This is a genomic window from Sinorhizobium sp. BJ1, from assembly GCF_002531555.1.
Lineage (GTDB): Bacteria > Pseudomonadota > Alphaproteobacteria > Rhizobiales > Rhizobiaceae > Sinorhizobium > Sinorhizobium fredii_B.
This window is the reverse complement of the sequence record NZ_NWTH01000055.1, coordinates 1-20131: the sequence shown is the minus strand read 5'-3', so window position 1 is coordinate 20131 and position 20131 is coordinate 1. Positions and strand designations below refer to the sequence as shown.

16 protein-coding genes and 11 pseudogenes are annotated in these 20131 nt (G+C 58.1%); 6 read left to right on the top strand and 21 right to left on the bottom strand.

Features of this window, described 5'->3' with window-relative positions; translation table 11 throughout:
* The 8 genes and pseudogenes from CO676_RS36550 to CO676_RS32305 all read right to left on the bottom strand — a co-directional run.
* Positions 1–537, bottom strand: a pseudogene (locus tag CO676_RS36550) (hypothetical protein); the annotation flags it as partial.
* 30 nt (positions 538–567) lie between these two features.
* Positions 568–693 (bottom strand): annotated as a pseudogene (locus tag CO676_RS36545) (hypothetical protein); the annotation flags it as partial.
* A 275-nt stretch (positions 694–968) separates the two neighbouring features.
* Positions 969–1230 (bottom strand): annotated as a pseudogene (locus tag CO676_RS32330) (CoA-transferase); the annotation flags it as partial.
* Positions 1231–1424: 194 nt separating this feature from the next.
* Complete coding sequence (locus CO676_RS32325; protein ID WP_097524083.1) at positions 1425–2333, bottom strand: 3-keto-5-aminohexanoate cleavage protein; 909 nt, start codon at positions 2331–2333, stop codon at positions 1425–1427.
* A 301-nt stretch (positions 2334–2634) separates the two neighbouring features.
* Positions 2635–3189 carry a gamma carbonic anhydrase family protein gene (locus CO676_RS32320; protein WP_179875735.1) on the bottom strand — a complete coding sequence of 185 codons (555 nt, stop codon included), beginning with the start codon at positions 3187–3189 and terminating at the stop codon, positions 2635–2637.
* A 629-nt stretch (positions 3190–3818) separates the two neighbouring features.
* Positions 3819–4805, bottom strand: coding sequence for an AraC family transcriptional regulator (locus CO676_RS32315; RefSeq protein WP_097524082.1), 987 nt, complete (start codon positions 4803–4805; stop codon positions 3819–3821).
* Between the two features lie 175 nt (positions 4806–4980).
* Positions 4981–6012: pseudogene (locus tag CO676_RS32310) on the bottom strand (transposase).
* Positions 6013–6182: 170 nt separating this feature from the next.
* Positions 6183–6941, bottom strand: coding sequence for a GntR family transcriptional regulator (locus tag CO676_RS32305; RefSeq protein WP_097524081.1), 759 nt, complete (start codon positions 6939–6941; stop codon positions 6183–6185).
* A 222-nt stretch (positions 6942–7163) separates the two neighbouring features.
* Between CO676_RS32305 and CO676_RS36540 the strand changes: the two are divergent.
* Positions 7164–7312 (top strand): annotated as a pseudogene (locus CO676_RS36540) (FAD-dependent oxidoreductase); the annotation flags it as partial.
* A gap of 193 nt (positions 7313–7505) precedes the next feature.
* On the opposite strand, the gene CO676_RS32300 reads toward CO676_RS36540, so the two are convergent.
* The 12 genes and pseudogenes from CO676_RS32300 to CO676_RS36530 all read right to left on the bottom strand — a co-directional run.
* Positions 7506–8579, bottom strand: a complete 1074-nt coding sequence (locus CO676_RS32300; protein WP_097524080.1) for a dipeptide ABC transporter ATP-binding protein — start codon at positions 8577–8579, stop codon at positions 7506–7508.
* Positions 8576–9583, bottom strand: coding sequence for an ABC transporter ATP-binding protein (locus CO676_RS32295; RefSeq protein ID WP_097524079.1), 1008 nt, complete (start codon positions 9581–9583; stop codon positions 8576–8578). The genes CO676_RS32300 and CO676_RS32295 overlap by 4 nt, the downstream gene beginning before the upstream one ends.
* A 1-nt stretch (position 9584) precedes the next feature.
* Positions 9585–10466, bottom strand: a complete 882-nt coding sequence (locus CO676_RS32290) for an ABC transporter permease (RefSeq protein ID WP_097524078.1) — start codon at positions 10464–10466, stop codon at positions 9585–9587.
* A 1-nt stretch (position 10467) separates the two neighbouring features.
* Positions 10468–11409, bottom strand: coding sequence for an ABC transporter permease (locus CO676_RS32285; protein ID WP_097524077.1), 942 nt, complete (start codon positions 11407–11409; stop codon positions 10468–10470).
* Positions 11409–13022 carry an ABC transporter substrate-binding protein gene (locus CO676_RS32280; RefSeq protein ID WP_097524076.1) on the bottom strand — a complete coding sequence of 538 codons (1614 nt, stop codon included), beginning with the start codon at positions 13020–13022 and terminating at the stop codon, positions 11409–11411. Before CO676_RS32280 ends, CO676_RS32285 begins: the two co-directional genes overlap by 1 nt.
* Positions 13023–13077: 55 nt before the next feature.
* Positions 13078–14589 carry a M81 family metallopeptidase gene (locus tag CO676_RS32275; RefSeq protein ID WP_097524075.1) on the bottom strand — a complete coding sequence of 504 codons (1512 nt, stop codon included), beginning with the start codon at positions 14587–14589 and terminating at the stop codon, positions 13078–13080.
* Between the two features lie 97 nt (positions 14590–14686).
* On the bottom strand, positions 14687–14827 hold the full coding sequence (locus CO676_RS35560) for a hypothetical protein (protein WP_179875734.1): 141 nt from the start codon (positions 14825–14827) through the stop codon (positions 14687–14689).
* A 1083-nt stretch (positions 14828–15910) separates the two neighbouring features.
* Positions 15911–16323 (bottom strand): annotated as a pseudogene (locus CO676_RS36535) (IS21 family transposase); the annotation flags it as partial.
* Between the two features lie 40 nt (positions 16324–16363).
* Positions 16364–17137, bottom strand: a pseudogene (locus CO676_RS32260) (PhzF family phenazine biosynthesis protein).
* A gap of 34 nt (positions 17138–17171) precedes the next feature.
* Positions 17172–17393: pseudogene (locus CO676_RS35840) on the bottom strand (transposase domain-containing protein); the annotation flags it as partial.
* Positions 17387–17706: pseudogene (locus CO676_RS32250) on the bottom strand (transposase zinc-binding domain-containing protein); the annotation flags it as partial. The pseudogenes CO676_RS32250 and CO676_RS35840, both read right to left, overlap by 7 nt.
* Before the next feature lie 161 nt (positions 17707–17867).
* A pseudogene (locus tag CO676_RS36530) lies at positions 17868–17939 on the bottom strand (integrase/recombinase); the annotation flags it as partial.
* Between CO676_RS36530 and CO676_RS37100 the strand changes: the two are divergent.
* The 5 genes from CO676_RS37100 (at position 17905) to CO676_RS36905 (ending at position 19440) form a co-directional block, all read left to right on the top strand.
* Complete coding sequence (locus CO676_RS37100) at positions 17905–18042, top strand: hypothetical protein (protein WP_348628086.1); 138 nt, start codon at positions 17905–17907, stop codon at positions 18040–18042. The pseudogene CO676_RS36530 and the gene CO676_RS37100 sit on opposite strands and share 35 nt — an antisense overlap.
* Positions 18043–18086: 44 nt before the next feature.
* On the top strand, positions 18087–18482 hold the full coding sequence (locus CO676_RS32240; RefSeq protein WP_245424598.1) for a recombinase family protein: 396 nt from the start codon (positions 18087–18089) through the stop codon (positions 18480–18482).
* The gene (locus CO676_RS36525; RefSeq protein WP_245424596.1) at positions 18479–18805 is read left to right on the top strand and encodes a hypothetical protein; all 327 of its coding nucleotides are present in this window, start codon (positions 18479–18481) and stop codon (positions 18803–18805) included. The genes CO676_RS32240 and CO676_RS36525 overlap by 4 nt, the downstream gene beginning before the upstream one ends.
* Positions 18806–18842: 37 nt before the next feature.
* Positions 18843–19193, top strand: coding sequence for a hypothetical protein (locus tag CO676_RS35555; RefSeq protein WP_179875733.1), 351 nt, complete (start codon positions 18843–18845; stop codon positions 19191–19193).
* A 121-nt stretch (positions 19194–19314) separates the two neighbouring features.
* Entirely contained in the window at positions 19315–19440 is a 126-nt protein-coding gene (locus CO676_RS36905) for a hypothetical protein (RefSeq protein WP_280952074.1), read from the top strand.
* 249 nt (positions 19441–19689) lie between these two features.
* Here CO676_RS36905 and CO676_RS32225 read toward each other — a convergent pair.
* Positions 19690–20131 (bottom strand): annotated as a pseudogene (locus CO676_RS32225) (transposase); the annotation flags it as partial.

Sequence of the window (20131 nt, the reverse complement as noted above, 5' to 3'; positions counted from 1 at the left end):
TGGGCTCAGCCATAAAAAAAGCCTGCAGGCAAGCGAACAGCGGCGTCCGGAGATCGCGCGGCGTTCTCGGCACAGATGGCGTTTTCCATCGCGGCGGGATGAGGACACCGCAGCGATGTTCGATGCCGGCCATATCGCCGGCGAAGGACCTGGCGCCTTCAAAGCCGAGAATGCTGCCGGTGCGGCGCTGAAGCTGCTTGAGTGCCTCGATGGGAAGGCCTTCAGCATTCGCGACATGGCGTCGCGCTCCGCAACGACGGTGACGCGTGCTCCATCCTCTTCCGACAGGAACTTGGCCGCGTGATAGCCGACTTTGCCAAAGCCCTGGACGATGACGGAGGCGCCTTTGAGATCGCGCCGGCCGTCGAGACGATCGGCGGGGGTGTCGCGAAGATAGCTCTGGATGGCGAATTGCATGCCGCGGCCTGTCGGTTCCGTTCGCACGGCGATGCCGCCCTTCGACAGCGGCTTGCCGGTGACGCAGGCGCGCGCGTTGGCGACGTCGGTCGGGTTGGCGCGGCGGAATCCATCCATCATCCAGGCCATTTCCCGCTCGCCGGTGCCGATATCGGGCGCCGCAACGTTGACGCCTGGGCCGATCAGGCCACGCTTGTTCAGTTCCCTGGTTAAAGCGGCAGGTGATGAGATCGAGCTCCTGCCACCTCCTCGACGTCGGCATTGGAGGCGTAGCATATGTCGCCCTTGGCCGACGCGCAGTGCTCGCTGTGGACCGATCGCCAGCCGATGAAGCTGTACATGCGCCCGCGCAGTCGCACACCAAAGCGAACCGTATAAGTCGAGTTGCACTAGATGATCCGTTCTGCCAGCCCTTCCGGCAGATCAAGGAACGACATGGCATGCTGGAGTTTGTGGTCGACGCTTTCAAGACAGCCATCAGAGTTCGTTGGCATTACGCACGTGTAACCGCTTGAGGAGCGCTGCATTGAGGTTGTGTCTTGCCGGCCTGACATGAACTCGGCGTTCTCGCCGACATAGGACGAGATCATCTTCCTGATCTGCTTCGTCTTCAGCAGCACGCCCAGGCCGAAGTCATCGCCGCCACAGTTGTTTGATGCGATCGTAAGGCTTTTCGCGCCCGCCTCACGGATTGCAGCGATCAGCAGCTCCGGAATGCCGCAGAGGCCGAACCCACCCGCCGGGAGAACATACCGTCGAACAGGAGGCCCTCAAGAGCCTGTGGGTTTGGTATGTCTTATTCGTGATTCCCATGGACTGTAGTGAAGCGAGGGCCTTTCCTCCCCAGCTGCTTTGAAACCGCCGAACGGAATGACATCGGAGGGGTCGCGATTATCGCGCCGGCTGCCTCGATCCTGGTTGCCACGAGTCGAGCGCGATAGCGGATTTGCGCCGGAGCATGCCATCTTAAGAGTTGCTAGGAAGCGGCGTGCAGAGGCAGCGTTCGCTCATTTGCCGCACAGCCCCAGGATGACCCGCGCTTCCTTAGGTGTCGCTGGCTCATGTCCGAGAATATCGATTAGCTCCCGAGCGCGCTCCACAAGCTGTCCGTTAGTCGCGAACTCGCCTCTTCGTAGGTATAGATTATCTTCGAGGCCTACACGGATGTTACCTCCAAGCAAGACCGATTGCGCTGCGATCGGATATTGGTTTCGACCTGTTCCGAGAGCACCCCACTGAGCCCGCTCCGGCAGTAAGCCTTTCATGTAAGCAACTGTGTCGGGCGTCGCCGGTGCATTCCACTTCACGCCTAGGACAAACTGAAACATCGGGTCACCGGTGATCAAGCCTTCAGCGATCAACTGATGGGCAAATCTGATATCGCCGCCCTCAAATACCTCGATCTCTGGTTTAACGCCGAGCTCCTTGAAGCGCTTCGCCATCGCCCGAAGCGTCCGCGGGGTATTTAAGTACACATACTCATCGCCGCCATCGCCCTGATTTGACGTCGTGACATCAAGAGATGCAATGTCTGGGCGACACTCTTCAATGTGCGCATAACGAATCTCGGCCGGCGCGACTGTCGTGCCACGCGCTGCACGCGATTCATCTTCCGGGTCGGGCACAAACCGAGCATTTCCCCCGCATGTCAGGTTTAAGATGACGTCGACTGACGACTGGCGGATCCTGTCAGAAGCCTCCTTGAACAGTTCAACATCGTAAGTTGCGGCGCCGGTTGCGGGATCGCGCACATGAATATGAACGATCGCTGCACCAGCGCGCGCGGCTTCGATAGCCGAGCCGGCGATTTCCTGAGGAGTAATTGGGAACCTCGGGTGAGCGCGATTAAATTTAGATCCGCCAGTGACGGCGCATGTAATAATGATCTTGCGATTGTCGAATGACGCTATCGGCATAAAGCTGGACCCCGTGTTGCTAACGCCAGACAGTACGACCGAATTTTGCAGCAGCCCACCGCTGTTGAGTTATGAAGGTCTGCTACTGATTATGCTATCTGGCTCCGTTGGAGTGGGAGCAGACCTGCTGCAGCGACGGCGGCGGCATCCCTCGTTGTCGTTGGCTCGATGGTTTCTGAGTTCGCGGGTCGGCGCGATGATATCGCCGGGAACGGCATGAGCGCGGATGACGGGCAGCCAGTTGCCGTAGCAATCAGCCGCCGTGTGCCCTGTTCTGGTCGACATAGATGTCAATCCCAACTCAAAGTTTGATCGCTATGCTTTGATTGAGTTCGGAGCGGAAACGCTCACCTTTGCGCACGTAGCTTTGTGCAGTTTTTCGGAAGTTTCGGATCTCCTCTTCGGACAGCATCCGGACGAGCTTGGCAGGTGAACCCGCCCACAACTCTCCCGACCTAACCCGCTTGCCCGATGTCAGGAGGCTACGTGCGCCGAGAACGCCATCCGGCTCGATGATGCAACCGTTCATGATGGTCGAGGCCATTCCGACGAAAGCACGGTCTTCCAGGTGGCAACCATGGATCAGGCAGGAATGCCCGACCGTGACCTCATCACCGATGAGGACATCGAATTCGCCGGGGTCAATGTGAACGACCGACCCGTCTTGAATGTTGCTTCGCGCACCGATCTGGATCATGTTGTCGTCGCCACGCAACACGCAGTTAAACCATACACTAGACTGCGAACCTACCGTCACGGCGCCCACGATAGTGGCGGAAGGCGCAATCCAAGCACTAGCGTCAATCTTGGGTTTATTGGAGCCGAGATTATAGACCGATTGATGTTTTGTAGACATGAGCACTTCTCCGTTTGTCTGCTTTCTCGCGCCTCACGGAGCAGTAATACTCGCACCCTTCCACGAAAGGGTGATTGGTTGCGATACCCTTTCGAACAGTGGAGTAACACATAGGGCGCTACCGATCTTTGCCGCCCCTAAAGCTCGCTATCGCGGAAATCCAAATCACCGATGTGCGGATTGCACACGGCAGAGTTATGAGTCATAGATCGCGGATCAGCTAAAAACTGTCCATAAAGCGTCGGAATGTAGCCTGCACTGTCGAGCACACACCGGGCTACAGCGCGGCCTGCTACGACTACCGCACTCCGTCAATCTGGGGCTGAGCCGCCTCACGACGCCACGCCGCGCGTGTCCGTCGACGTGCCGCTCTCTCGCGACGGCGCCGGCGATCATGAATCTAGTTTGAGCGGACTGCTGAACCATAGACGGTTCCACTTCACCAGAGGGTACAAGCCGCATGAGAATGCTCACGCGCTTGGCTCTACAGATCACATAGAGAACGGATGAGAGAAGTCCAGAATAGTTATTTATGATGGTGGTTTGTTATGCGACCTGCAGCGGGTTCGCCAACGGGCCGCTGGAACTCCGATAATTCGCCATCATGAGAGCGCAATTCGGTAGACCGGTTACCCGCCAGTAGGCTTCAATAAACCGCTCTTTCTGATTTCCCTGGGTGTGTAGCCATAGTGTTTTTTGAACGCGAGACAGAAGTTGGAGGCATGGTCGTAGCCGACTTCATAGGCGATCATCTTCAGCGGCATCTCGGTCTTAACGAGCAGATCGACAGCCTTCGATAGTCGCACTAAAGCCCGGTAATCGTGGGCGTTGATGCCGTACCGATCCGCGAAGGCCTTGTTGAGACTACGGCTCGGAATCTCCAATTCGTCTGCGATCGTACAGATCGGCAACTTGTTCTGCAAATCGCTGTCAAAAATGTTTTTAATTTGCTCCAGCTTTTCGTCGATGCTGCGGCAGCCCGGCTTCACATATTCCGATGACATTACTTTGTCCAGAGTAATGCAAAGTAGCTCCCTCGCTTTTGCTGAGACGTAATGATGTACAAAGCGCTGACCAATGCTGCGGAATATGACGGATCTTGCAATCTTCTGCATTTCCGAAGAGAGCGGAAGTTCTATCCAGGTAAATCGCCCGGCAGGCTGGCGCAACAGGTCCTGCAGGACGGTTAGCTGATCAGAAGTCTCGGCAACCAACCGCGGAGGCTCTTGCGGGTCGAAGCCGAGAGCCAGCGCAGTCTCCGAATGGCTCGCGGTCCAGTGACTTATCGCATCAACGCCTTTGGGATGGAAGTAGGCGATAAGCGTGGGTTTTTTCAGCTCAATTGCTTCGCCATTTGTGGGCGAGATGGTACGCCGCCCGTCCAAATGATACAGGAATACTAGGCGATTGGTACCCCGATGATTTTCGAGGCATTCTTCACGCATCGTGAAGTGCTTGGTCGTCAGCAGAAGACTAAGTTCTATCTGAAAACAGTCTTCGTGTCCCGAGCCACATTTGATCGGTGGTATCCAGCGGCGTCCGAAACCGGCCATTTCCGGCGGAGCCAGCACCTCCTCGAACTCCTTCGCCCAGGCGATCTGCTCAAGGCTGTTCATACGCTTCGACTCCGCCCATGTCTCAATTGTTATAACAAAATAGTAAATTCCGGCTTGTTGTCAAACGGGAGCGCACCAGGTCGGAGTTCCGGAGAATGGATTTGTAAGGGAGTGTGAATCCTGTCAATAGCCTATAGAGCCTTCTAAACCGCCGGGCACTTTGCGAAAAAAAGCGTCACGCTGAAGCGGACCTACAGATGGCGGAAGCTAAAATTCGGACCAGTGGGCCGGCGTCGATAGCCCACAGGAAGGCGGCCATCTCGCGCGCGATCGCGGCCACGACCACCGGTGGCTTCTTGCCGGCGGCGTTGAGGCGACGATAGCGAGCGCAGAGCCTGATTTGCGCCTTCCAGGCGATGTCGCGGGCAATCCCTCGAGCTGCAGACTCAGCGCCTCGCTGACCCTGGCTGGGTAGCGATAAGTCCAGGCCGCTTCGCCCAAGGCGCGGCGGGCGCGTCGATTGCCGGCGAGCGTGAGGCTCGACCGGCGGACCGTGTCGCCGGTCGAGCGCTCTCCCGGAACCAGGCCGAGGAAGGCCATCAACGGCGGCAGACTATCGAAGCGGCGCCATGGACCAGGTTGGCACAATGGTGCGCAACTGTTCGTCCGGGCGGCGTAGCCGCTGAGCCGCGTCCTCGATCGCGTCGATCTTCTCCAGGAACACGATCTGCTGCGCCGTATGCTCGAAGCTCTGGCGGGCAAGCCAGCGCCGGTGCGCCAATGTCCAATGGCCGCCGCCTTCGTAGATCCGCCCATGGCGCAGGAGGAAAGAGAGTAGTTGCTGGCGTTTGCGGCGCAGATCGTCGGCGCTGGCTTCGAGCCCGGACCAGATCGCAGACAGCCTCGTGGACGACGTCCGGCACCCATACCCCGGTCAGCTCGCCCGCTCGGTGCAGCCGCGCCAGCGGACCGCGTCCCGTCTTGACTACCGTTTCGGGATCAGGGCCGGCGCAACCACCATGCGGTCGTGCCCAAGATCGCGGACCTGGCGGTACAACCCGTAACCCGTCGGCCCGGCCTCGAAGCAGACGTGCAGTCGATCATACTTCTTTCCCAGCTTCTTGATCGTCCGCTCTATCGTCGCAGGGTTATTCTCGACCTCGCCGACGAACCGAACCTCGCCCGACCGACCGCCCTCTGCGATCGCCACCGCGTGCTTCTTCTTGGCCACGTCAAACGCGACAAATGCTTCGTTATACTCCCCCATGGCTTGCCCTCCGTGCGTGAGGATCGGCTCGGCCCATCCGAGCAACCCTCGTCTTTCAATCGCACGAAAGGGCGGGCCACCGATCTTCGCCCCGGAACATGACGTCTAGCGGCCTCTAGAATTTCGCTTTTGTGTCCGGTCTCGGCAGATTCGCATCGGATCAGTAACGCTCAAATCGCAAGAAATTCCTCGGGATTTAAGATGTTAAGTATCTTCGTACGCGCAGTGAGTATATCGTCAACTATCGCCTTCTGGACGGCGGCCGCATTTCTTGCCTTCAGTGCAGAGATCGCAGCATCGTGAAATTTTTCGCCATCGTCGTCTTCCAATGCTTGATTTGCAAGAAGGCCTAGGGTTGGGCCGATCGCCACCCAAAGATTGTCAATAATCGCGAGAAGTCTTGGTGCCCTTGACTGAGCATACAGCGTAAAGTGGAACTTGGCGTTTGCAGCCATTTTGGCCTTGGAGTTATGAGACCGACGATGCGTGCAATAGACAAGATGATGATGCTCCAGCTCGCGGATAAAGGCCGTCGACGCGTTTCTCGCCGCAAGTTCCGCTGCCCAGCCTTCAAGGTTGACACGGATCTTCGTGATCTCCTCCAAGTCTGACCTGCCCAGGCTCGGAGCTATGATGGTCTTTGGACCGGCCATCGATAGGCTTTCCTCTGAAACGAGGCGCGTGATTGCCTCGCGGACAGGCGTGACGCTGACGCCTAGTTGAGAAGCAATAGCGCGGTGCGTGATCTTCTCACCTGGCTCGTACACGCCACATCTGATGCTTTCGCGCACTATGCCGTATACTCTGTCGGACAGCGTCGTTTTCTGTAAATGTTGGTCCAAATCGTTCAATGTCCTCGCTTTATCCGGCTGCTCTCTTTGCTCGCTGACGAGCTTAGCCTTTTCAGAAAACACGCGCTCGGGCGGCATCACAACCTCGAACTCCTATCGAGATTGTCGAACACGGAGTGTGGATCGCTTCGCTGGAGCAGTCGCTCCAGCGAAGGTTAACGTTTATGGGGCGCTATATATGACCGACAAAAGATCGTCACGCCTTTGACTATTTCAATACCTCATGAGTAATGACCCAATGCATGATCGAGCATGACAGTCGTGTCAATGGATAGTGTCGCCGGACGCGTGGAGCCCAAGCCACATGTCAAAATCTCCGACGTGCTCGGCGCCGTTCACCTGCCCCTCCATGGTCAGTGCAATCCGGCCAACATCACCATGGCACTCGCGAAGGTTGCGCGCCGCGCGGCGCGAGAACAATTGAGAACGTTAAGGTCACGGCCGTCCATCACGCCAAACGCGTGGCGGCCACGCCGGATTGTGCGGAGCATTTCCGGAAGTTTGTGACTCAGGGCCAATCCCAACTCCTACAGCGCGCATGCGAAGAAGCGAAATTTTCACCTGCTCAGTTCGCCGATTGACCAATCGCTCGCTCGCCAACGCATTCCCCGTACCACCTGACTTAGACATCGACGCAATTAACTAGCCGTGGATGCCAACGAATAACTGATTGTGTAGATTCCACTGCCGCAACGCGACAGGCTGAGAAATGCCTGCCACGATCGGCTGTTTAGAGGCCTCTGATACCGGGGCGCGTACATGGCAGGCGACGACGCGCCCATCTGCCATCGGCACCAAAGGAGGCAGCTCCCGTTGGCAACGTTCGATCGCGAGGGGGCAGCGCGGGTGGAATGCGCACCCGCTCGGCGGGTTGACTGGGCTTGGTACCTCTCCCTCCACGGGCGCCGTCTGCCGAACCCGCGTCGGATCCGGCACCGGTGCCGCTGCGATGAGCGCCTCCGTATAGGGGTGAACCGGCCTGGCGAAGAGCGCCTCGCACGGTGCAAGCTCTACGATCCGCCCCAAATACATGACTGCCACGTGGTGGCCGATATGCTCCACGACGCCCAGGTCATGCGAGATGAAGATGAAGGCGATGCCCATCCGCTGCTGGAGATCGAGAAGCAGGTTCAGGATCTGCGCTTGCACGGACACGTCAAGGGCTGAAACGGCCTCGTCGGCGATGATGAGAGAGGGGTTGAGCGACAGGGCTCGTGCAATGCCGAGTCGCTGTCGCTGCCCACCCGACAACTCGGACGGGAGCCTGTTCATCATCTCGGGCGACATTCCTACCTTCTGGAGAAGGTCCGCGGCGAGCGCGTTGCGCTGCTTCCGGCTAAGACGCTCAAAATTCTCTACGGGTTCAGTGATGATCTGTCCGGCGGTGAGACGAGGGTTCAGTGACGAGTAAGGATCTTGAAACACCATTTGCATCCGCCGGCGCCAAGCACGAAGTTCGTGCTTTCTTAGGCCGGCAACATCGGCGCCATCGATCAGCACGCGTCCGGCTGTCGGATCTGTCAGTCGCATCAATAGCCGAGCCACGGTGGACTTGCCGCAGCCCGATTCACCGACAATACACAGCGTTTCCCCAGCTTCGACGGAAAAGGAGACATCCTCCACCGCTCGTACCACCGGAATGGTCTTCTTCAGCAACCCTGCCCCGAGTGGGTAATGTTTGGTCAAACTCTCGACTTTCAACAACGGACCACTCATGCCTTGATTACCTCCTCAGAACGCCAGCAGGCCGCTGCGTGGCCTGGGACGACGTCACGCAGGCTAGGCGTCCTCTCGCGGCAGATGTCGATTGCGAACGGGCATCGGGGCGCAAAGCTACACCCCACAATGGGCTCGCGCAAGCTTGGCACGATGCCGGGTATGTCGGGCAAACGGCGCTGTCGCCCATGCCGTCGGTCCGGCACAGAGCGCATCAGAGCCTGAGTGTATGGATGCATAGGGCGCGCGAACAGTTCCGTTATCGGCGCTTGCTCGACGATTCGGCCAGCATACATGACAATCACCCGCTGGCACGTCTCGGCTACAACCCCCAAATCATGTGTAATGAACATAACCGCCGTTCCCATGCGCTCTTTCAGGTCGACTATCAGCCGCAGGATCTGCGCCTGAACGGTGACATCGAGCGCAGTGGTTGGCTCATCGGCGATCAACAGTTCCGGCGAGCAGGCGAGAGCCATGGCGATCATAACGCGTTGCCGCATGCCACCCGACATTTCGTAAGGGTAGTTGCTAATTCGGCGATTTGGATCTGCGATGCAGACGAATCGGAGCATCTCCGCGGCCTTTGCCAGCGCAATCGAGCGCGAGGCTCCCGTATGGATCTGCACCGCTTCGGCGATTTGGCGACCCACGGGGTAGACCGGATTCAGGCTCGTCATTGGGTCCTGGAAAATCATTGCGATTTTGCCGCCGCGGATCTTTCGCATCTCCCGCTCCGACAACTCAAGAAGGTCACGTCCTTGAAATCGGACCTCACCTCCAACCGTTTCGGCGGTTTGCTTCGGAAGAAGCCTAAGAATAGAGAGGGCAGTCACACTCTTTCCGCATCCGGATTCTCCGACGACCCCGAGTGTCTCTCCTTTCATCACCTGGAAGCTGATGCCGCCGAGAGCGCGGGTGACGCTTTCCTCGCCGAAAAAATGTGTTTCCAGGTTTCGGACGTCAAGCAGAACGTCTTTGCCTGCGGGTTGTTGCATTTGCATGTCAGCGCCTCCGCTTCGCGCGTGGATCGAACATATCGCGCAAACCGTCCCCGAGCAGGTTCACGGCAAGAACCGTGACGGCAAGGCAGATGCCGGGAGCGAAGATTGTCATTGGCGCGATCGAAAGAAATAACCGAGAGCTTGAGATCATGTTGCCCCAGCTCGGAATCTCGGGGGGTACACCCACGCCAAGAAAGCTCAGCCCAGCTTCGGTCATAATCGCGCTCGCGCAGACAGTAGCGCTCTGCACCATCAGTGCCGGAATGGTGCTCGGGAGGATATGCCGCCAAAGTACCTTTGGCAGGCGCGCACCGCCGCAGAGGGCAGCCTCCACATAAGGACGTTCCCGAACGCTTAAAACGACCGAGCGAACCAATCGCGCCACGGCCGGAGTCTCGGGTATCGCAATGGCGACGATAAGGATACCGAACCCGGGACCCGTCAAAGAGATAAGGGCAATGGCCAGCAGAATTGTCGGGATCGACATCAGGCCATCCATGACCCGCATCATAACATTATCGAACGCTCGGATGTAGCCGGCTAGGATGCCGATCAACAGCCCGGCAACAGCCGCGCATGATGCAGACATCAACCCGACCATCAGGGAGACACGGGCGCCGAAGATCGTTCGGGCAAACACGTCACGGCCTAGATTGTCGCTTCCAAACCACATTGTGGAGGACGGTGGCTGAAGTCGTTTGAACGGATCCATGTTAGTAGGATCGCCTGCATAAAATGGGGCAGCGAGCGCTACGAGGATGAGGAGCGTGAGCAAGCCACCGCCGACCACAACCAGTGGATGGCGTCTTACGAGACGGGTAAAGCCGGATCGGCCGAGCGGGGCAGACGGTAGGGTGTCAAGTGTTGCGGAGGGCAGCGTCATATCAGTACCGGATACGCGGGTCGATCAGGGTGTACGCGAGATCGACCGTGAGATTGATAAGGACGTACAGACCTGACGTCAGGATGAGCACACCCTGGATGATCGGATAGTCGCGGTTGTTAATTGCATCGACGACCAGACGACCGATACCCGGTATGTTAAACACCGTTTCCGTGAGGACGACTCCGCCGATCATATAGGCGAAGCTTACACCGATCACAGTTAGAATCGGGACGCCCGCGTTCTTCAACGCATGGTGAAAAAGCATGGCATAGGACGATGCGCCCTTGGCGGCGGCCGTCCGGATATAATCTTCCGATAGAACTTCTAGCATGCTCGCGCGGGTAACCCTGGCAATGAAGGCAATGAAGCCAAGGGCTAAAGCGAATGTGGGCAGGACCAGATGCACGAACCATGGCGCTAGGCCGCCACTGATCGGCACATATCCCTGAACCGGTAACCAGTGTGTCCTGATGGCGAAGAAGTATATGAGAAAATAGCCGATGACAAAGACCGGAACGGAATAACCAAATGCCGAAAAGACCGCAAGGAGGCGGTCGATGAGACCGCCAGATCGCCACGCGGCGAGGATGCCGAAGGAAACCCCCACCGTTGCCGAAAGAATCATCGTCAGGATCGACAGAGAAACGGTCGCTTCAAGCCGCTGCGAGATGAGCTCGAGAACCGGTCGTCTGGTCAAGATCGAGATGCCGAAATCGCCGCCAAGCATGTCGCGCACCCAACGAATGAACTGAACCGGCATAGGATCGTTCAGGCCCAGCTGCTCACGAATGCCGGCGATTACCTCCGCCGTGGCCGACCTGCCGGCGATGATGGCCGCCGGGTCGCCCGGCGCCATTCTGAGAAGCAGGAACACGAAGGCCCCGACCATCGCCATGACGGCGATGGCCGAAACCACTCTGCGTAAGATGTAGGCCGCCATCAGACCGAGACTTTCTGCATGTTCCACATTGGGTACACAGCCGTCGGAACATGAACCAAGCCAATCAGAGATTTTCGGCGAGCAATTGGCTGCATATACTGACCCAACACCACAGTGCCAACGAAGTCCCACGCGAGGCGTTGCATTTCACGGGCCAGCGCCTTGCGTTCATCGAGTGTTTCGACCTCTGCCCATTTGGCCCGGAGAGCCTCGTATTCATCGTTCTTCGGCCAGCCATACCAAGCGTCTGCGCCATTGGCGAGGAGCAAAGGCAAACTGATCGGATTGCCAAATTTGGAATCGCTGAAGTCGCTGATAAATACGCTCCAGCCGCCGTCCTCAATCGGTCCCTTGTTTGCACGGCGTTCTTCAACCCCGGCCCAGTCGCTCGAGGCAAGCTCAGCACTGACGCCAATCTTTCGCAGGGTGTTCGCCAGATATTGCGCGGCATTGCTGGCCTGCGGCCAGTCCGTGGACTGTAAAATGAGAACCGTTTCGCCAGCATATCCAGCCTCCTGCAAGAGATGCTTAGCTCTTTCCGGATCGCCCCCCTTTTTGTACCATCCCGTGTTTTCGTCGTTGGAATACGGGCTGCTGTTTCCAAATATTGATGTGACAGGGTGTATGTAGTTTGGATCAAATCCGGCCGCCAGCATAATTGCCTCCTGATCGATCAGGTGAAGCATCGCTTGCCGCATTTTTACGTTGTTGAACGGCTTCTGCAGGCAGTTCATGCGTAAGAACATGTCTACGCCCGCGTTGTTTATGGTCTCCAATTCAAGGTTGGGATCGCTTTTGATCACAGGGTAGAGTACTTGTGCCGGTAGTTGAACGAAATCGACCTCTCCCGCTTGGAGAGCCGCGAAGGCGGTCTGCTGATCGGAAATAACCTGCCCGACCACTCTATCAACCTTGACGACCTTTCCGCCGGCGTACCCATCTGCTGGTTCTTGGCGGGGTATATATTGTTCATTTCGGTCGTAGGTGAAGCTTGCGCCAGGCTTGGCCAGAGCCTGATTGAACTTGAATGGCCCGGATCCGATATTCGCGGTGACCTGCTCCGTTGGGGGAAGCTTCGCGTCTTTCTCGCGCATGATAGCTAGATAATACCCGACGGTCGATGCGGCGAGCAACGGTATGAGAAGCGGCATCGGTTCGTCGAGCGTGATCGTGAAGGTCTTCTCGCCTTGTTTCGATATATCCTTGACCTTCGACATGATCAGTTTGCCACCCGCATCCACCTGGCCCCAGCGTAGTATCGAGGCTACACAGTCCGCCGCGGTAACTGGGCTGCTGTCGTGGAAGGTCAGGCCATCACGGAGTTGGAATGTGTAGTTCTTCTTGTCCTCGGAGGCGCCCCACTTTCCCACCATTTGCGGTTGCGGAATCCCTTTGGAATCGATTTCGAAAAGCGTGTCGTAAATCGCTAAAGCATGGTTCTGTGCGCCAGTTGATGAGACGATCGGATCGAACACTACGATGTTCCCGTCTAGCACCCAGCGAACTGTCCGAGCGTCATCTGGCGATGTCCGTGCCCTAAGGATTGCCGGCACTGATAGCGCCGTTCCGGCGGCCAGACCTGTCTTGATAATTTCGCGTCTTGTGATTGTCATGCTCTGTTCCTCCTCTTTTTTGATTTCTCAGTGCTCATCCCAAAGCCCTTGGCTACTATCCTAGAGAAGTGCTGATAGAATGCTGACGGGCGGTGATTTCGGGATTGGCGATATCGTGTTCCGGCCAGAAGCGCGCTTTCCGGAACTCGAATTGGTGTTTTCTATAGTAGCCAACGCCAGGCGTATTCACGAGCACTGGCGTAGCTAGTCCAGCAAAGTTCGCAACAAAGTGGAAGCCTGATTTAACGACTATGAAGTCGAGATTTCCGATAACCACGTTTTGGCTCGTAAAAGCTGCTGGATCAGTAGTGTCAGCCGGGGTTGTGGTCAGTAGCAGTTGAATGCGGTCATCCACCCTAACGACCGCCGATGGTCCCATGGCACTGTGGGCGCCCTCGCCGACGGGGCCCTCCACAATGAAATTTCCGTCACTCACGTACTCAACAAGCCCGGTGACCAATCGAGGCGTGAAACCCGGCGTGAACCCTGCTCCTACAGACAGCGCAACAGTCGCACCTACGCCAGCCTCTATCGCCCGAGCCGCTGCGACTGGATCGGTGATAGGTACTGCACCGCGCAATCCCGGGTAACCATCGAGCGCGGCGGAAAGCAAAATGGTGCCGTCTCCCGGGGCGCCCGCAGCGACGCGATCCCCCATGTCACCGATCGCGAATGGCCGTTTATCCGGCGAACTCCGCACACGCTCGAAGACCTCGTCAACTGTCAAAAGGTCGTCCTTGAAGCGTTCGCGTTCGACCCAGAAGCGGGTCGCAAGGTCTACGGCGATGGAAGATGTGTCGGCGCTTGGGCCATCGCTTAGAATGGTGACAACCTGGCCGATTTCATCATCATCGGTAAAGCGGAACACGTTATAGATCGAGATATCCTTAATCGAAGGATGCAGAGCCGCGTATTCCCGTGCTTTTGCATGGATTTCGGCCAGCGGCCCAGAGCCGGTTTCACCCGCGCCCGGCAGGATCATAGGCACCCGCGCCGACACCGTGACCGGTGTAAGACGTCCCTCAAGCTGCTGGATCAGCAGTTCTGCGACTTTCTGGCCGCATTCGACAAAGTCCGTATGAGGGTTTTCCTTGCAAGCAATACAAATATCGGTGTTATCCAGCAAGCGGCGTGTAATATGGCCATGGAGGTCGAGTCCGATGCCGATAGGAACTTTCGAGCCGACAACATCGCGAAGCGCTTGAAGAAGATCGCCTTCGGCATCGGGCGTTTCCGTGGTTCCCATGGCGCCGTGAAGGTCCAAACCAATTGCATCAGGCTTGATGCGCCGAACCGCACCCAAAAGTTCCTCGCGCATACGCAAGTAGAAATCATGATCGACAAGGCCACCAGCGCCTCCGTTTGCCGAGAAAACCGGCTCAATATTTGCGCCGGCGGCGACAAGCGTTTCAGTCAGCCCCTTCAGCACGCCTGCTGGCGATCTTAGGATATCCCTACCACGTTCCACCACGAAGAGCTCCTCGTCGGCAGGCCTTGGATTCAGTCTGTTCGATTCCTGGCTGAAGTGGGCAACGAGAATGCGATAAGCTTTTGAGATTTCTGGCACTCGATCAATCCCTTGTTTGTAAGGTCATGGCCCAATCAGTTAGTTGGAGCGCGGCAAACCGGAAGTGAATTCTTACAGCCTGAACCGTTAGCCGGAACTACCGGTCGATGCCGCCAGGCAGGACCTCTTTGGCAACCTCAAGTTTCTGTCTGCTCGTCGGGTTCGAGGTTTCGTAGACGCGCTGCTCATGCGCAACGGCGTCGTCGATCGTAGACCGAGTTTCTGCGGACTGCTGCATTGTAGACGGTTCCCTATCCAGTGTTTCCCAAGCAGCATATGAATGCTAGTTTGTATCGCATGGAGAACGGACCCGAGAAACTCAGAATAGTTATTTGCGGCAGCGATTGATTATGCAATCGGTAGCCTAGCAGCCTGTCGGACTTGAGCCGAGGGCGGGGATACGATTCACTTTCATTTATTCGTCCAACTCTGGCGGGACGGTCGGGTGCGCCTGAACGTTCTTTAGATTCAAGTTGCTAACGAGAACGGTGAGCATCATCGGACGCACGCATGGGTGAAGCGCTACAGCCGGTTGCGCCCGATTTCAACCGCTCCATTCGGATCGAAAGCAGGACCGATGGGCTAAGGGGCGATCGCGGTGTGGTGCTGTTGCGGGAGGTCCTCGAACACAGCGGCATCGTGGATGACCTCGCGAGTGAAGGATCCGCGCCGCCAGAGAGGACGGCACGCATGACCTCGCCTCGCTTATTCGGCCCTGCGTGTTGCTGGCCGCGCAAGCCTGGCGCGACCACGACAATACGGACGCCCAGCGCCACAACCCGGCGTTCCGGTTGGCGACCAGTTCCTCGGCGGGTCTGACGCCGCTCGCGGAAGGCGGCGGCTGGCGTCGCAGCCGACCTTATCGCGGTTCACGGCGTTGATGGCAGAGGCAGCCAATCTCAAGTGCTGCGCGAGGCGGTTCTCGAGATGGCAGGGGATCCGGGCAGAGCGCGGCGGCAAGCGCCGAGTGCCTCACGCTGGATGTCGACAGCGCCCCCATCGAAGTCCATGGCCACCAGCCCAAGGCCGAGTGGAACGGGACGATCTTGAGCTTTTCGTCCTCGGACCAGATCGCTTCCAATGCGGAGAGTTCGCCGTGCTCCAGGCGACGAACAACATGATCGAGAGTCTCAAGCGCACGGGGCATCTTCAGCCCGACGAGTTCGTGGCGAATGCAATCGATCTGAGGATGCGGTATCGAGGGCGGCGCTCATGGGCGGTTCCCCGACGGCATCATGGAAAGCCAGCCACTGATGAGGCACTCCGTCGCCAGCGCACTGGAGAGCAACGCTGCTATCCGTGGACGGCGGCCGCGAATGTTGGGAGGCCATGTTCGCCGATAATCGGGGTGGACGCGTCGTTGCCTGCGCCCCTCCAAGACAGGATGGACGGCGATCAGCCTGCCGTTCTCGAAGATTCGGACCTCGTCCGCTGGCGAATGGACTTCGACCATCCGGCTTCGGGTCGCGTCGGGAACACTGTAGGCATTGCCGCCGACGCTGACCATGCCTTCTCGTGAGATCCGGCGCTCCAACTTCAGAATGACCGCGGCCTTCATCCGATCGTATAGAATCTCGCGCGGAACGCCCCCAATGGCCTCGGACGCGGCGACGTGGCAACGCAGCACGTCGGCAGGTTCCGATGCATGACGAAGCGCGTCCAGATGAGGCGGCTGTAGCCGAGCACCATGGAAAAGAACCAGACGATCCTCGGCGTCGTCGGTTCATCGGTGAAGACGATATGAAACTTCGATGACTGCCAGTGCTAGTTCAAATTAGACAGTTGCAACGCCCTCGATGCACGTCGTCACGTCGCCGCCGATCCAAATCTGGTCCTCGATCTTCTCCACATGAACACGTCCTTCCCTTCGAAGAACGGTACCCTGGCTGGCAATGTACGACGAGGGCGCGATGCCGTTTCCTACCAACCATTGGGCGATGCCAGCGTTTAGGCTGCCGGTTACAGGATCTTCAAAACCGGCCGCGGTAAAGGCACGCACCTCGAAATCCGCATCCCGCCCATCCTTCATGGGGTCCCAGGGAGCAACAACGCCGACCCGCAACCCGGAGAGCACGGCAAAATCCGGGCGCAGCGCCAAGACGTCAGCCCTGGAGCGTAGCAGCACAGCAAGCCAGCCAGGGCCATTGTCCACCCAGTTGGCGTCGACGATGTCATCGGAGGTCAATCGCAGACCTTTGATGGCTCGCGTGAGCGTCTCGAGTTCCACCGGGCCCGAGGGGCGCAGCTCGGGGCCTTCGAAAGCAAGCCGTTTTTTGTCGCGCCGAATGCGCATAAGTCCTGCTTCGCACTCCTGGATAATGTCACCACTCTTTGGCCGCCCACCGGAAGACAGCCAGACGTGACAACTCCCCAAGGTAGGGTGGCCCGCGAAGGGCAATTCAGCAACGGGCGTAGAGATGCGAACGCGGTAGTCGGCATCTGCCGACTACCGCTGTAGGAGGAAGGTCGTTTCGCTAAGCTTCGTCCAACTCGCGAAGGCAGCCATTTCAGACGGGGTCAAGGTATCTGCTCCGATGACAACCGCCAACGGGTTACTTAGCAAAGCTCTGGAGGAGAAAACATCAACCTACTGGAATGAAAACTTTGTGGTTCCGTGTCTCACGATGACATCCTGACGTTCTGAATTTATGCGGCCTTTCCGCATTTGGCGTGACTTTGGCGGACTGCCAATTCCACGGAAGCAGCTCCTCAACCCGTGCAACCGGCATGTCAGCGATGCGAGCGAGGACATCGGCAAGCCACGCCTGCGGATCGACGTCGTTGAGCTTGGCGCTCATGATAACCCGCCACCCGGGACGACGCAGTGCAGGTGGTGCAGTAGGTTTTGCCCCCAGGTGTGCAAAACAGCGAAGAAGCCGATCTCGGCGCCGAGATGCCGGGGGTCGGCGGCGATGGTGCGCAGCGTCTCGGCGGTGGCGCGGAACAGCAGGCCGTAGACGAGCGCCTTGTTCTGATAGGCGATGGCGGCAATGGCCTCCGGCAGCGTGAAGACGACGTGGAAGTACTGTGTGTCGAGCAGCTCGGCGCGACGATCCTCCAGCCATTGCGCGCGGGCCAGCATTGGCAGCGGGGACAATGCCTGTCACGGCAGCTGTTGACCAGATACTATTCAGTAGTTGCACGGCGTCATTTGGTCGGAAACGGGCGCCAAGATCGCCGGCGACTCCAGCCTTCTCGAGACCTTTACGCATCATCTCGACATCGGCGGCGGCATAGCGATGGGTTGTAGCGACCGGTGCGTGCCCGACCCAGGCTTGGATCGTCAGAAGGTCAACGCCCGACTGGAGAAGCTTCATGGCCAATGAGTGTCGGAAGATGTCCGGCGATATAGGCTTTTGGGCCAAGGCCGGCCTGATGGTCACGGCCTGGGCCACCGCTCGCCGCACGATGTGGATCCCGGCAGCGCCAATGGTCGTTTGCTTCTGGGTCTGAAGGGAACCATCTCCGGGCTTGAGCTACATACAATCCGAAGCCGTTTGACAGCAGGTCTGCTTGCCAAGGCTGAGCGCGGCGAACTTGCCCTCATGCTACCGGTTGGTTTGGTGCGCGATCCGAGCGGGGTGGTCGTAAAAGATCCTGATCTCGGTGTTCAAGAACGGCTCGGGCTTGTGTTCCGGACATTCCTGAAGTTCCGTGCCGTCGCTAAGGTTATGCGCGTCTTGAACGATCGGGACCTGCCCTTGCCTCGCCGCGACCGGTTTGGCGAACTGCGCTGGGCGCGAGCAACGGTCTCAGCGGTGGCTGCGATCCTAAAGAATCCCGCCTATGCCGGTGCCTCCGTTTATGGACGGACCCGCTTTCGTGCCGCCGGGCGTGACGGCGGTTCAGAGGCAAAAATACCCAAGGATATCAAAGCTGGCGCATCATCGTGAAGGATCGCTATCCCCACTACATCGACTGGCCAACCTATGAGAAGATCCGCGATATCGGGCGAGACAACAGAGCCGTTCCATTCACCTTCGAGCGTGTCGGCGACGAGACGGTTACTAGGATCGACAAGCATGAAGCGGCGCTGAGCGAGCTCGGCTTCCGTTTGGGCGCGTTCGATCGCGCGACAGCGCAGCCGATCTGCCTCTTCATGACGGGCTTGGATCTCTTTGCGGACTTCGAGCGCGAGTTCGACTGCCGCCGGCGTCATCTGCTAGCAATCAGCATGCCGATGGCTTCATCGACGGGAGGCCCGGCGGTCGACTGACATGGGCTCCCCACGATTGATGCGGGCACGATTACAGATGGGAACCACCAAGCTTCACGTTCGCTTCAAGGGTGGCAAAATCCAGGCGGTCACCACCGTGAACCCCAAATCCTCCGCTCAGCAGATCAAGACAAAGCCCAGTATCGTTGAACTGATCGACAAGCTTCTCGATGATTACATTTATCCCGAGATCGCCGAGATTCTGAACCAGCAGGGCCATCGCCCAGGTGGAACGGCACGTCGCGGCTGCGACAATGCCCGCTTTACACCTCTCAAAGTCGCCTATCTCATCCATGAACATAAGCTGGGATCACGATATGATCGACTGCGACAGCGGGGAATGCTGACAAGGCAGGAAGCGGCAGTGCACCTCAACATCAGCGGGTAAACCGTCGCCAGATGGGGCAAGTATGGCCTCGTCACCAGACATGCCTACAACGGGCACTACAGCCTATACGAAATGCCTGAGGGAGATCTGCCGCGAAAGCAATGCAGCCGATGGAACCAACTTGAAGATCGCGCTGCTGCGCGCCGACAAACGCAAACTGAGCCAAAAACAAATCGCATTCCATCCGTCAAGCTGGTTTGAGCATTCAGCGACCCTTTCCGGCTTGCGGGACAGGCAAACCGGCTGAACTGATTGGCTGGATCCGCCCTCACCGCCCTGTCCTTCGGAGCTATCCAGTGCTGGGAGCAGGGTTGTCTGCGCGGTCGACAAATGTCGCCGCACAATGGTTTTCGCAGGTGGGATCTTCCTGATGTTCGAGGCGCAGTCTCAACGAGCTGCAGCCACCAGAAGCGGAATGATCCTGCCCACGTCCGCAGCAGGGACGCTCAGCAGCCAAAGTTAGATGGCGCGCTGAGGGACGAAGGCTGAGGGTCTCCTATATGGTCGCGCCAGCCGATGCGTTGAACACTTCTCCTGTCTTGAGCATGCTGTGCATGATGACCGCGAGTTTCCGGGCGACGGCCACGGCGGCCCGTTTGAAGCCAAGTCGCTGCGCAGCTTAAGTCCCCAACGCTTGAGACTGCTCTCCGTCCTGGCACTGGTTCTCGTCAGAAGCACTGTCGCTGCTTCATAAAGCAGCCCATGTAAACGATTGTCACCCCTTCGCGAGATATGGCCGTCATAGTCGACCTCGCCTGACTGATAACGCCGGGTTGTCAGCCCAAGCCAGGCGCCCACCGAGCGCGACGTTCGAAAGTTTTCTGGATTTTCAATTGCTGTAACGTAGGACACCGCTGTTACCGCGCCGATTCCCGGCATCGTCATCAATAGCTTCGTGGCTTCGCTCCGACGGGCCACTATAAGCAACTGGCGACCAA